Here is a 13268-nt window from a genome sequence, read left to right as displayed (position 1 = left end):
TTAGAATAATGGGAGGTAATGAAATGAAAAGTAATGCAAACGTTATTGGTGTGAGTATGGTCAAGTTTGAAAAGCCGGGGAGAAATGAGCCGTATGAAATTATGGCATCGAAGGCAATTACCGACGCGTTAAAAGATGCGGGCATCAGTTATTCAGATGTCGACCAGGCTTATGCGAGTTATGTATATGGAGATAGTACATGTGGTCAAACCGCATTATATCGGGTTGGAATGACTGGAATTCCAATTATCAATGTGAATAATAATTGTTCTTCAGGTTCAACAGCGCTCTATTTAGCGCGTCAAGCAGTAGAATCTGGTGCTGCTGAATGCGTGCTGGCATTTGGATTTGAAGAAATGAAACCAGGGGCATTAGGTGAGCATTGGTTTGATCGAACGTCACCTTTTCAATGGGTTAACGATCAATTTGACGTATTAAATCCTGAATTGCCAGATGCCCCATTTGCTTTAAAGGTATTTGGTGCAGCAAGATTAGAGTACCTAAAAAAATATGGAGCAAATCCAGATATATTTGGAAAAGTTGCCGTTAAATCGAGACAGCATGCAGTCAACAATCCTTACTCCTTGTTTACAAATGAAATTACACTTGATGAAGTCATGCAATCGCCAGATGTGTATTCAGGATTGAGAAGATTAATGGCATGTCCACCAACCTGTGGTGCATCGGCGGTAATAGTTTGTAGTCATGACTTTGCAAAAAAACATAACATACAAAACGCTGTGAAAATAACTGCACAATCGATGACAACGGACCAACCCGACACGAAGGAAAATGCCATGCATCTAGTTGGCCAAAAAATGGCAGAAAAAGCAGCGAAAGAAGTCTACGAAAAAGCAGGCATTGGTCCAGAAGATGTTGATGTAGTGGAATTGCATGACTGCTTTACACCGAATGAAGTTATTAGTTATGAGGCTTTAGGGTTGTGCGCGGAAGGTGAAGCAGAGAAGTTCATCAATGATCGGGATAATACTTATGGTGGTAAATTTGTCGTCAATCCTTCCGGAGGCCTGATGTCTAAAGGACACCCGCTCGGAGCAACAGGACTGGCGCAATGTACGGAGCTCGTTTGGCATCTCCGCGGAGAAGCAGGTAATCGACAGGTTGAGGGCGCAAAGGTTGCACTGCAGCATAACTTAGGAATTGGTGGCGCTTGTGTGGTAACGATGTATCAAACTGTATAATGGGACATGGGTCGGAGCCGCTATCTCAGCTAAGAAGTGGAAGCGGGGTTTTCCCCGCTGTTTAAAAAATAATCTAAATACGATGGAGAGTAAAACTATGAATATTGTAGAAGCGTTAGAAATTAATGCGGAAAAGCAGCCATTACATGAAGCTTTGCTTTACGAAAATCGACAATACAATTATCTCCAATTTAATGAGAGCGTTAACAGGTTAGCGAATGGATTACTGGAACATGGGGTTAAGAAAGGTGACCATGCAGCAATGCTGATGAAAAACTCCGATTACTTTGCTATCACCTATTTTGCGCTTGCAAAGATCGGTGCAGTTATTGTACCAATTAATTTTAGGCTGTTAGCTAATGAGCTTTCGTACATTATTGACAATTCAGATTCGAAACATGTGATTATAGAGGCAGAATTTGAAAAAGAAATCTTGAAGGCTGTCGACCAGAATAAAGCGGTTAAAAACTTAATTTCTGTACCTGAAACGACGAATAAAGCATTCAAATCTTATCAAGACATACTTTCCACAAACACGCAAAATCCTGGCACGAAGATTTTAGGGACAGATCATTGTCATATGTTGTATACCTCAGGTACAACTGGTAACCCAAAGGGAGCACTATTTGATCATAAAGCCGTAAGATCTGTCGTTATACAATACATTGCGTCTCTAGGGTATCACCCAAAGGAGAGATGGCTGCATTTCGCTCCATTTTTCCATGCTGCACAGCTGGCTGTATGCCTACTCCCTCAATTCTATGTTGGAGGGTTTGGTGTTATTTATCGAGAGTTTAATCCGAAGTTAATACTAAAGGATATCTCTAAGTATAATATTACGGCAGTATTGGGTGTACCTACAATGTATAAAGCTTTTCTTCAAGTATCTAAAGAAGATGATTTCGATTTTACATCTATTGAAAAGATGATTTACGGTGCAGCTCCTATGTCAGGGAGCGATGTAAGTAGGGCTATTGACTTTTTTGGAACCAATAAATTTTATAGTTTATGTGGTCAAACGGAAACGGGTCCAGCAGCATTAATGCTTTATCCAGAAGATCATAAAGAACACGCTGGTATTGGAAAGTCAGGAAAAGGTACCACGATGTTTACATTATTCGATATTGTTAATCCAGAAGGGAAATCAGTTGAAGTAGGGGAAGTCGGCGAAATTATTATGAAGGTACCTTCTCAACTGAAGGAATATTATAAGAATCCAGAAGCAACAGCTAATACAATTATAGATGGGTATGTGTACTCAGGGGATTTGGCTGTAAGAGATGGAGATGGCTATATTCAATTAGTCGATCGCAATAAAGATATGATTATTAGTGGTGGGGAAAATGTTTATTCAATCGAAGTTGAAAATACATTATCTGCACATCCTGAAGTCCTCGAAGCAGCAGTTATCGGAACGCCAGATGCTAAATGGGGCGAGGTGGTGACTGCAATTGTGGCCACAGATGCTGATTCCCTTCTAACGGAAGAAGCATTGATCGCATTTGTTAAAGAAAACTTAGCAAGCTATAAAGCGCCAAAAAAAGTAATATTTGTAGATAGTCTGCCGAGAAACACATCTGGGAAACTACTAAAATACCAGCTTAGAAAGACATATGATCCATCAATTGCCTAATTCATCTAAAAGGAAGTCTGGAGAAGTGACAATATTACTTACTACGTACAAAAATGATGGAATTCAAGTTTTAAAAGCTGAAATGTCTGCATTATTAGTTAAAAAACAATAATAAGGGGATATACAAAATGAAATATGAAGAAATTATCTATGAAAAAATGCAGCAATCTGCTTGGATTTATTTAAATCGACCAAAAGAGCTGAACTCTTTATCAAAAAAACTAATAACAGAGTTACTTGAAGTGCTAAAAGAGATTGAACAAAATGATGAAATTCGGGTAGTTGTATTATCTGGAAAAGGTAAAGCATTCTGTGCTGGTGCTGATTTAAAAGAACTCCTAGAAGATTTAGATAAAGGCCCGAATGGACAAAAAAGCTTATTAGACTGCGCGGAAGAACTATTTACTAAATTAAATCAATTATCCAAACCGCTTATCGTAGCACTAAACGGTGTCACAGTTGCTGGGGGCTTAGAAATTGCGATGACAGCAGATGTCGTTGTAGCTTCTGATAAGGTAAAAATAGGAGACGGTCATGCCAACTTTGGTGTTCTTCCTGGAGGAGGCGGTGCTGTCAGATTACCTAGAGAAATAGGGATTAATCGCGCCAAATATCTATTACTTACTGGAGACATGCTGCCTGCTGAGGTATGGAAAGATTATGGATTTGTACATGATGTCGTTCCTGCTGAAGAACTTGAAGAAGCTGTACAGAAAATAGCAGTTAAAATATCAGCAAAAAGTCCACTTGTCTTAAAAGAAATCAAGCGACTAGTGACCGATGGCTTAGATCAATCACTAGACACTGCGCTAAGACAAGAACTGTTGGCTCTAAAAAATCATACACAATCACATGATTTCCGGGAAGGCTTAGGTGCTTTTTCAGATAAGAGAGAGCCTGAATTCAAAGGGTATTAATGAAAAGTTTCGATCTGTTAGTAGAGAAAGAGGGATGGGTGATAGGTAACCCGTCTCTCTTTCCAGTGGCATAGGAATGGAGCTTTCTATTTGCTCGCGCACTTCCTCAAAAGCGACGCCTGTTTTTTTGGCTTGTACTTGATCCAATTGATCAACGCATTTGCTAGAGGAACCTTTTTGAGGCAATATTCACTACGATTATATTGTTTTTCAGATACGGGTACAGAGCCATAAAAAAAGAATCGAAAGAGTTAACAGGAAATTGTTAATAATTTTACAATTTACAACCCTTCCGTTAACAATACTTTACACTTTGATGAAAATCGCTTTATTATTTAGCATTCAACACTTGGCATGGAATTTGCATTAGTTATAGATAGAAAGTTATTAATGGTTTGATTCTTTAACAAGTTATATCAAGGGATCATGGGTCTTTCTATGTGCGAAAGTCGAGTAAATTAAAAAGGAGTTGTTAATGTTGGTTCATAATTTTAATATTGGCAGTTTACCACTTCGGAATGCAAAACTTTATGCAAACAGTAAAGCTTTGATTATGGATGATCGCTTTGTAACATTTAAGGAATTTAATCATCGTGTTAATCAACTTGCTAACGCCCTAAAAAGTATAGGTATAGCGAAAGGTACAAGAATTGCGACATTACTTCCAAATTCATTTGAACTGGCTGAAGTTTACTTTGCTGCTGCTAAGTTGGGTGCGATTGTAGTTCCAATTAATTTACGAATACTTCCTCAAGATGTCACCTTTATTTTATCTGATTCTGGAGCAAAAGTTGTTTTTGCTGACAGTGATACTCTAACATTGCTTGAGCCAGAAGCGAGGAACTTAATGGAGAATATAATCATAACAACTGAAAATAATCCAGAGTTAAATTTGGTAGATTATCATTCATTACTATCAGTCTCAACTAAGGATGAACCAGTAAATCAATATGATATAAATTCAAAAGATACCTTGATGATTTGTTACACGAGTGGAACAACAGGAAAGCCAAAAGGATGTATGATAAGTCATGGAGCATTTTTAGCAAGTAATTATAATATAACAATGAGATGTGGTATAGAAGCTAGTGACTGTTGGTTGAATGCGTTGCCATTTTATCATGTTGGGGACCTTGGGTTTTTCTTTGCATATTTTCAAATGGGAGCTACTAATGTCCTTTTGAAGAAGACAGAGATACCTTTAATAGTAGAAAATATAAAACGTCATCATTGTACCAGTACACTAATAGCTCCACCATTAACAACGGAAATAATTAATTTTCAAAAACAATCGCCATTTGAGATCTCTTCATTAAAATTCATAGTTGCTCCTGCAGCACTAGATTCTATGGAAGTCATTCGAGGAATAACGGATATCCTAAAATGCGACTTTCTTGGGATCTATGCTCAGTCCGAAGCTGGTGATGTTATTTCTTCAATTGGCCTAGAAGAACAACTTGAACGTCCAACTTCCTGTGGAAAGCCAGTTGCAAATTTTGAATGGAAGCTCGTTGATGAAGATGACAATGAAGTGAATTTAGGTGAAAAAGGTGAACTCGTTCTTAGAGGACCATCAATCATGCAAGGGTACTGGAATAATAACGCTGCTACAGAAGAAACATTTAAAAATGGTTGGCATCATACCGGGGATATTTGTAGGGAAGATGAAGACGGCTATCTGTATATGGTTGACAGAAAGAAATATCTTATAAAACCAGGTGGATTGAATGTTTATCCTAAAGAGGTTGAGTCTTGTCTTAGGGAACATCCTGCAATTCAGGAGGCTGCAGTTGTAGGAGTACCAGATTCGAACTGGGGAGAGGCTGTTAAAGCATTTGTAGTCTTAAAGCCAGGTAACACATTAACACCAAAAGATGTTTACGATTGGTGTACAGGACGAATAGCAAATTTCAAACGACCAAGTTGGGTAGAATTTATTGAAGCTATTCCTTACAATTTTACTGGGAAACTATTGAAGGATGATCTTGTTAACAGACCATTATCCCCAGAACACAGCACTAAAGTACTAAGTAATTAGATTAATAATATTTTAAGATAATTACTTTAAAGAAAAGGATGGTGGGTATGAGAACAAAAAATATAGGCACACTTTTGGGGATTAAGCATCCTATACTTTTGGCCGGTATGGCTGGAATTTCTGATGCAGTATTGGCAGCAGCAGTATCTAATGCTGGTGGGCTTGGGACAATAGCGGGTGCTATGGAGACGAGCAAGTCTTTATCAGAACAAATAAAAAGAATTCGAGAATTAACGGATAAACCTTTTGCAGTAAATATCCCCCTTCTTTTTGATCACACTGAAGAACTAGTAGAGACGGTAATTAAAGAAAGGGTAAAAGTAATCATTACTGCAGCAGGAGATTGTCAATTATATACAGAACGATTGAAGGCAGCAGGATGCATAGTAATACATGTTGTACCTAGCCCTAAACAAGCTAAAAAAGCAGAGGATGTAGGTGTTGATGCGGTAATTGCAGAAGGGTTTGAATCAGGCGGAGCAGCCTCACCATATGAAATTGGGACGATAGCTCTTATCCCACAAGTGGTCGATTCAGTAAATATACCTGTGATAGCAGCGGGTGGGATCGGAGATGCACGAGGTTATTTATCCTCTTTTATTCTTGGAGCTTCAGGAGTCAGTCTTGGAACTGTTTTTTTAACAAGTAAGGAAGCTCAAAAGGCAAGTAGTTTATATAAAGAAATGTTGCTTAACTCAGGAGCTGCGGATACTGCCATTGCTGCAAAGGGAGTTTTAGGAATTAGATTATTAAAGAATAATTTGTATTATGAGATAGATAGATTAATAAATAATGGTGCAGACCGAAATGAAATCAAGTTTTTAATATCTTCCAGAAACAGTGAGTTATTAAGTTGTGGTCAAGGAGTGGGCTTAATAGAAAATATTAGAAGTGTATATGACATAATTGAGGATCTTATCAGTGGTGCAAAGGAAATTATCGGAGAGCTGGATTACAACCGTCTTTAACCCACGAGAAGGAAGGTGAAAAAATATAAGGAACTAGCCAAAAGACTAGAGCTTTCAGGAAAAACTAATTCCGAGAGTCTTTTAGGAGTATCAAGAGGTACGATGAGTCTGTTTGCAAAACGGTAATAGCCGAAGCTGGATGGAAAAAAGTTTGAGTGCCATGATTGCAGAAAATAATGAATGCGTTTTCGATTTTATAGGCGAAAATAGGTATACATCAAAGATTCTATCAAAGTATCGGGGAGTTAAAAGCATTTTCATTTTAGGTATAAGCCAAAGTAATAATTGAGTATAAAGGGGACATGTAAATGCGTACAATAGATGTTGGTAAAATAATTGATGAAAGTAAAGTTAATCGCTTTCATTTGGGTGTGTTATTTTGGTGTTCTTTTATAATAATATTTGATGGTTATGATATTGTAGTATACGGATCAGTAGTTCCTATACTGATGGAGGAATGGTCTATTACAGCGCTTCAAGCAGGAGTAATTGGGAGTTACACAATGTTCGGTATTATGTTTGGAATGTTATTTGTTAGTCCAGTAGCAGATAAGTTTGGCTGGAAAAATGTTATCATATTTTGTACTGCATTATATTCTATATTTACAGGTTTAGTGTGTTTTGTAAATAATCCCACTATGTTTGGCATTTACCGTTTTATTGCCGGAATTGGGATGGGTGGAGTAGTTCCGGTTCTCATTGCTCTCACAGCAGAATATTCTCCAAAAAAGGTCCGTAGTACATTCATATCTATCATGACAAGCGGTTATTGTTTAGGAGGAGTAATATCAGCAGGGATAGCCATTGTTTTGATTCCTGAATTTGGCTGGAAAGTGATGTTTTTAGTGGGTGCACTTCCTGTCCTTTCAATTCCATTTTTATATAAATATCTTCCGGATTCGCCAAGCTTTTATTTAGCAAAAAATCAAAAGGATAAAATTAGTTACCTTTTGAAAAAAGTTAATCCGGAATTTAAATCTCAAGAAGAAGACCAGTATGAAATAATAGTTCCAAAGAAATCAGAAATACCAATGATGAGACTATTTTCCGATAGGAGATCTTTAAGTACAATTATGTTTTGGATTGCTTCTGCAATGTGCTTATTAATGATTTACGGACTAAATACATGGCTTCCTAAATTAATGACTGAAGCAGGGTATGCACTTAACTCCAGTTTAATGTTTTTATTGGTATTAAACTTTGGAGCTATTATAGGCACTATTGTTGGAGGGTGGATATCTGATCGATGGAGTGGTAGAAAAGTAGTAATTATTTTCGGTATTGTGGGAGCATTGTCCTTTATTTTATTGGGCTTAGGTGGAAATATTTACATCCTTTATCTACTAATTGCCCTCGCAGGAGCTACTACGACAGGTACTCAATTAACCACATACGGTTATATATCACAATTTTATCCTCCCACCATGCGTTCCACTGGTATTGGGTGGACATTGGGAATCGGAAGGATTGGAGGTATAGCAGGCCCGGCCGTTGGTGGAATCTTGATATCCATGAGTTTACCATTTCAAGTAAACTTTTTAATATTTGCCATTCCGGGTATAATAGTAGCTCTTGCATATATATTTGTACAAGAAAAACATAGTTATTCAGCTATAAATACCGAACCCAAAAGAAATATACCTGAATCAACTTCAGTTAAATCCTAGCTACAAATAGCTCAATTTTAATTTGCACAATTATTGCAATATTATGAAATATTACCAACTCTAAATGTAAAATTTTTTCTAAAGAGCTGTAATCAAAAAAGAATTTATGACTAAATCCACTCTATTTATAACTGGGATAAAGTCAAAGTACAAAATTAATAAAGTTGTTCATTTCCATGTAAGGTCTGAAATTGCGAATTTCAGAGAAAATGACGAAGAAGAGCCATTTTTCCCTGTGGAACTCTTAACAAATTGAACTGTCTTAATAGAGTATAAATTGATAGCTTAAGATAAAAAAAGGAGTAGGAAAAATTTAATGTCCAGATCTATGAGAAAACAGAGTCTTTATCAGTTAACATTAGAAAATATAAAAGAATTAGAAAAAGATAGAAAGCTACTAGAACAGATTGAGAAAAAGATAGAGAATAAGTATATCAACGAAGCAAATAATGCTAAAAGATGAAATAAAGAACAGACAACCACAAATGCAGGTTTTTGTTGAACGATTCAGTCAGGATTATCCGAATGATCCTCTAGTTGGTTCATCTATGACAGGCTGGGGTGCAGCTGAACTATTAGTCGAAGAGATTAAGAGGAATGGTGATGATTTAACTTGGGATAATTTTCTTCAGTCATTCTACCCTTTTGATAACTGGGAAGACTCCATTCATTCAAGCATGAAGTTTGGTAAGGGCAACTACTTTGGATTGACTAGTAAGACGATTACTCAGGCTAAAGACGGAGAAATATCACCAATTTCTAACCCAGCTACATTTGACCGTGCATCGAGAGAATAAAGTTTGAAGAGTAGATGTCAGTATAGTTAGAATAGGGTGGGTTTACCATACTCCGCCCTGTTCAATTATGAATGGACTAGAAATTCATAAAGATGGTTTTTAAGAAAATAAATAGTTCGTCTTTTTTTCAGGTTTTTCTAAACTGTGTACAGTATGTGTTTCTTCTAATTGAATTCCTACTTATTGGCATTTTTTTGCAATATCATCTACCATGATTTCAAGTTGGCTACGGGAAAACGCAGTTATACGGGAACGACAGAGTCAATCCTAAAATTATTACTTTTTGCACAATTGGAAAAAGTTGAAAGTCCTCATGCACCCGCCGTCTCTCAAGGTTGTATGAAAAAATTTTTCTCTTGTCCATGCGATAGTCCTTTTTTAGTGGGTTTGGACGGGTTACCATCTGACTTATCTATTATAAAGGACTTTTTCTTTGTACAAAACAGGAAAAGTGAACATTTTGAGTATTTTAATAGTTGTATAAAATTAATGCAACACTAGTGATAATGCCGAGCAGTTTTAGCTTTACATAGTCGAAAATTGCACCGTGACTAGTATGATGAAGAGAGATTTCCAAATTGTTTCTTGGGTCTATTTCAAATTTCCATTTGAGACAGTATCGATGTTGGCTAGGGGTATACTTAAAGTTGATAAAAGTATCATAATCATAATTTTGTCCGGTGCAATAGAATCGTGCTGCAGATATAGCCAACCAAATGAACGAGAGTCCATTTCACTTAAAGAAATCGGATTAGCTATATAAAAATCCCTAATGTTCGTCTTGAATGATATTTTGCTTGCTAACAGGCGAGAAATTTTATTTTGTGTAACGATACCTATTAAAACATTTTCCTCATTCACAACTGGCAATATTTTAGAAGGTGTATTTAAAAACTTCGCGGTCACGTCTTCTAATGTCTCTTCCAGTGTACAGCTTACAAAGTTGGTCGACATATAATCTGTGATTAACAAATGCATTCCCCCCTTACAAAACTTAAATCCTTTATATCGAATTATTGATAAAAGTAAAAATTTTCTGTTAATTAAACTTATCAATTTACACTCAAACTATTAACAAGTATTAACAACACTGTATACATTCCCTTGTCAATCAGCAGAAAATTGTTGGCATGGTTTTTGCAACATAATAGGTGAGTGAAGAATAATGGAGGGGTTAAGATGATTCAATTAAAAGATATCCATGGAGAAATCTTGTTATTAAAAAAGTCTGTTGAAGCTTTTGCTAGAAAAGAAATTGAACCATACTACCAGCTGTGGGAGCAGGACGGCGCTTTTCCATCAGCAGGCTTCCTTTGTATGGATAATTGAATTTTGATTTGATGTGTTTAGAGACTTCAGTTTGTGACTACGGTCTATGTAATTATTGTATAGTATAAAGATGCTCGTTGAGATTGAATAGGAGGTTATATGATTGAAACTTCCAAAAAGAGTCACAATTAAAGAAGTGGGTCCAAGGGATGGCCTGCAAAATGAAAAGGAACAAGTCTCCACAGAGGATAAAATTGCTTGGATCAATTCTCTTTCAGAGACAGGCATTTCCTACATTGAAGTGAGTTCATTTGTTCATCCGAAATGGATTCCCCAACTTGCAGATGCTTCGGAAGTATTGAGAGGGATTAAACGACACAAGGGTGTCACCTATGCTGCTCTTGTTCCAAATATAAAAGGGCTTGACCGAGCATTAGAAGCAGATGTCGATGAAGTTAGCGTCTTTATGTCTGCTAGCGAAGGACACAATATGAGCAATATTAATAAGTCTATAACGTACTATTGAAGGTTTTAAGAAACCAGGACACATTTTTCCGGTTATATCAAATAAGAGAGGATTATATGATTGTATATCTGTCATTGAAGGGGCGACTGATTGTACAAAAATACTTGGTTTACATGATGGAATGGTAACAGTGTGTGACATTATGGATGAAGAGGGCAGGATGGGAGATACTTCTTATGCATTACAGTTAGCTCATAGGCTGCAATTATCAGTAGTTTATCTTTCTGATCTTTTAAAATATAGACTCATAATGGACGGTTTGCTCTCGTCTAAAAATACCCTAAACATGCTGATTGATGGCTGTTCCATTCGAATGTATATATATGAATTAATGGGGCGTGATTATGAAGTTTGTTTGAATCTATTAGAATTAGAAAAGGTAAGAACGAAATTGATGAGTGCCAAAAAGTGGCTAAATGAAAATCCATATGATTCAATGAGTAAACTGCCAAATTTTCAAAGATCTTTTTCTAAAGTAGCAAGGCAGTTCAAAAACAATGAGCATTTGGTCGTTCGTGGAGAGCAAGAACCCTCTAATACTTTTTGTACTCATAGGATTTTTGAATTAATTTTCAATGACTTAGAGCATGAATTGAAAGATCTGATGATTAAAACTTCGAAACAAGTAAAAGCAGTTTAGTCAAACAGTTTAAATTGGAGGAAAACTCATGAGAATCAGAGGGAAAATTTATAACAAAAGATCATATATAGATGACTATAAACAGAATAAAACCAGTATTTTATTTGTTGAATTAGAAGAAAAGCTAAAAGTTAATGGCGAAATGATTAAGTTTATTCCAATGATATGTGCCGGTTTATCTGATTTTAGCATAGGGGAGAAGGTAGAGGTTGATGGGATTGTCAGATTTGAATCGATTAAGACATTAAAAGGAAATCTAAGTTTTTCACCCATTCCAGTGATTCGCCCGTTGTCCGGGAAAATTGGCTAAACTCATTGGGACAATATCTCTAAATTAATAAAAAAGGAAAATAGAATTTTTTACAAAGGGGGTATGATACGATGCACTTTCAATTATCTGAAGAGCATGAATGATTCGAAAGATGGTGCGTGATTTTGCAAAAAAGAAGTAGCACCTACAGCGGAAGAACGTGATGAAGAAGAACGCTATGACCGGGAGATTTTTCGAAAGATGGCCGAACTCGTTTAACAGGTATTCCATGGCCTGAAGAACATGGCGGCTTCGGCAGTGATTATGTTTCGTACTGTATAGCGATAGAAGAAATCTCTCGTGTTTGCGCTTAAACCTGTGTCACACTCTCTGCACACACCTCTTTAGCAGGATGGCCTGTTTATAGATTTGGAACAGAAGAACAAAAACAAAAATATTTAAAACCGATGGCACAAGGAGAAAAAAGCGGGGCTTAAGTATTACCGGAACCTGGATCCGGTTACGATGCTGGCGGAATGAAAACAACTGCCCGCAAAGGAGGGAATGAGTATAATCTGAACGGCTCCAAAAAAAACGGGGATTTGATATTGTTCATATCTGTATCCCATTCTTCAAGTCTGCTAAAGAACGTTGTGCGCGGCCTGTGGCTTGAGAATTATAAAAATAGTGGAGAATCTACAAGTTTAGATAAAATAAAAGTTAAGGGATGTTACAAATTAACATGAAAGGATAAAACTAATGATTCTGAAAAGTGCATTAGACCTAAAGAACAGTATAAATAAAGATCGTCAGAGATTGTACCAATTAGCAAAAAATATGGGAAATTCTGATCCGAATGTTATTCAAATAAGCCGAAAATTAGATGAAAAAATTTTTAAGATGCAACAATTAATGGAAGTAATTCGCCGCTCATAATGAGATTAATTAGTCTTATAAAATAATAGTTTAACATATTTTAAAATCGAACTTCAATAAAAACCAACTATTTGAAATAATAACCATATTATAAAGTCAGATTCATCTAGAAACTCCGACAAGGTCAAAGAGCAGCCATGCCAATGTTTCTAGACCTAAGCGGATACTGGATATTTAAATAACTGTTTGTGAACTCGTCTCAATTAAATGTAGAAGTGTCGAGTTATCAAGTAGGACTTATATAATAAAAAGGAAGGACGTTCATTATGTTAAAGAATCATCTTACGTATAGAAAATCATTTGAAGAGCTAGTAAAAGAGAATAAACAAGAATTACTTAATGATAAAGAAGTACTAGAAAAAATTGAAATGCGTATAGAAAAACGCCATGAGTTGACGAAGCCAGTGTAACAAAGCTGGCTTTAT

14 protein-coding genes and 2 pseudogenes are annotated in these 13268 nt (G+C 36.3%); 15 read left to right on the top strand and 1 reads right to left on the bottom strand.

From position 1 onward, the window contains the following. Positions 1–23: 23 nt before the first annotated feature. The 8 genes from QFZ28_RS28645 to QFZ28_RS28615 all read left to right on the top strand — a co-directional run bounded on the left by QFZ28_RS28645 (position 24) and on the right by QFZ28_RS28615 (position 9222). The gene (locus QFZ28_RS28645; RefSeq protein ID WP_307197989.1) at positions 24–1202 is read left to right on the top strand and encodes a lipid-transfer protein; all 1179 of its coding nucleotides are present in this window, start codon (positions 24–26) and stop codon (positions 1200–1202) included. Between the two features lie 82 nt (positions 1203–1284). Then, on the top strand, positions 1285–2835 hold the full coding sequence (locus QFZ28_RS28640) for a class I adenylate-forming enzyme family protein (protein ID WP_307197988.1): 1551 nt from the start codon (positions 1285–1287) through the stop codon (positions 2833–2835). Between the two features lie 128 nt (positions 2836–2963). Continuing rightward, complete coding sequence (locus QFZ28_RS28635; RefSeq protein WP_307197987.1) at positions 2964–3752, top strand: enoyl-CoA hydratase/isomerase family protein; 789 nt, start codon at positions 2964–2966, stop codon at positions 3750–3752. Positions 3753–4227: 475 nt separating this feature from the next. Beyond that, positions 4228–5790 carry a class I adenylate-forming enzyme family protein gene (locus tag QFZ28_RS28630; RefSeq protein WP_307197986.1) on the top strand — a complete coding sequence of 521 codons (1563 nt, stop codon included), beginning with the start codon at positions 4228–4230 and terminating at the stop codon, positions 5788–5790. A 47-nt stretch (positions 5791–5837) separates the two neighbouring features. Beyond that, a complete protein-coding gene (locus tag QFZ28_RS28625; protein WP_307197985.1) occupies positions 5838–6758 on the top strand; it encodes an NAD(P)H-dependent flavin oxidoreductase in 921 nt (306 codons plus the stop codon). Between the two features lie 308 nt (positions 6759–7066). Next, a complete protein-coding gene (locus tag QFZ28_RS28620) occupies positions 7067–8425 on the top strand; it encodes an MFS transporter (protein ID WP_307197984.1) in 1359 nt (452 codons plus the stop codon). Between the two features lie 316 nt (positions 8426–8741). Next, positions 8742–8888, top strand: a complete 147-nt coding sequence (locus QFZ28_RS29930; RefSeq protein WP_373428177.1) for an FbpB family small basic protein — start codon at positions 8742–8744, stop codon at positions 8886–8888. Further along, entirely contained in the window at positions 8875–9222 is a 348-nt protein-coding gene (locus QFZ28_RS28615; protein ID WP_307197983.1) for a hypothetical protein, read from the top strand. Before QFZ28_RS29930 ends, QFZ28_RS28615 begins: the two co-directional genes overlap by 14 nt. A gap of 591 nt (positions 9223–9813) precedes the next feature. On the opposite strand, the gene QFZ28_RS28610 is transcribed toward QFZ28_RS28615, so the two are convergent. Then, positions 9814–10200 carry a CBS domain-containing protein gene (locus tag QFZ28_RS28610; RefSeq protein ID WP_307197982.1) on the bottom strand — a complete coding sequence of 129 codons (387 nt, stop codon included), beginning with the start codon at positions 10198–10200 and terminating at the stop codon, positions 9814–9816. Positions 10201–10401: 201 nt separating this feature from the next. On the opposite strand from QFZ28_RS28610, the gene QFZ28_RS28605 reads away from it, so the two are divergent. The 7 genes and pseudogenes from QFZ28_RS28605 (at position 10402) to QFZ28_RS28575 (ending at position 13253) form a co-directional block, all read left to right on the top strand. Continuing rightward, on the top strand, positions 10402–10551 hold the full coding sequence (locus QFZ28_RS28605) for a hypothetical protein (protein WP_307197981.1): 150 nt from the start codon (positions 10402–10404) through the stop codon (positions 10549–10551). A 103-nt stretch (positions 10552–10654) separates the two neighbouring features. Further along, positions 10655–11005: pseudogene (locus tag QFZ28_RS28600) on the top strand (hydroxymethylglutaryl-CoA lyase); the annotation flags it as partial. 7 nt (positions 11006–11012) lie between these two features. After that, positions 11013–11657 carry a 3,4-dihydroxy-2-butanone-4-phosphate synthase gene (locus QFZ28_RS28595; RefSeq protein WP_307198167.1) on the top strand — a complete coding sequence of 215 codons (645 nt, stop codon included), beginning with the start codon at positions 11013–11015 and terminating at the stop codon, positions 11655–11657. Positions 11658–11685: 28 nt separating this feature from the next. Beyond that, positions 11686–11967, top strand: coding sequence for a hypothetical protein (locus tag QFZ28_RS28590; RefSeq protein WP_307197980.1), 282 nt, complete (start codon positions 11686–11688; stop codon positions 11965–11967). 71 nt (positions 11968–12038) lie between these two features. Continuing rightward, a pseudogene (locus QFZ28_RS28585) lies at positions 12039–12497 on the top strand (acyl-CoA dehydrogenase family protein); the annotation flags it as partial. 169 nt (positions 12498–12666) lie between these two features. Next, positions 12667–12843, top strand: a complete 177-nt coding sequence (locus tag QFZ28_RS28580; RefSeq protein WP_307197979.1) for a Spo0E family sporulation regulatory protein-aspartic acid phosphatase — start codon at positions 12667–12669, stop codon at positions 12841–12843. A gap of 266 nt (positions 12844–13109) precedes the next feature. Beyond that, a complete protein-coding gene (locus QFZ28_RS28575) occupies positions 13110–13253 on the top strand; it encodes an FbpB family small basic protein (protein WP_307197978.1) in 144 nt (47 codons plus the stop codon). Positions 13254–13268: the final 15 nt, after the last annotated feature.

It is taken from the genome of Neobacillus niacini, from assembly GCF_030817695.1.
Classification (GTDB): Bacteria; Bacillota; Bacilli; order Bacillales; family Cytobacillaceae; genus Neobacillus; species Neobacillus niacini_F.
This window is presented reverse-complemented; position numbering and strand designations above follow the sequence as displayed.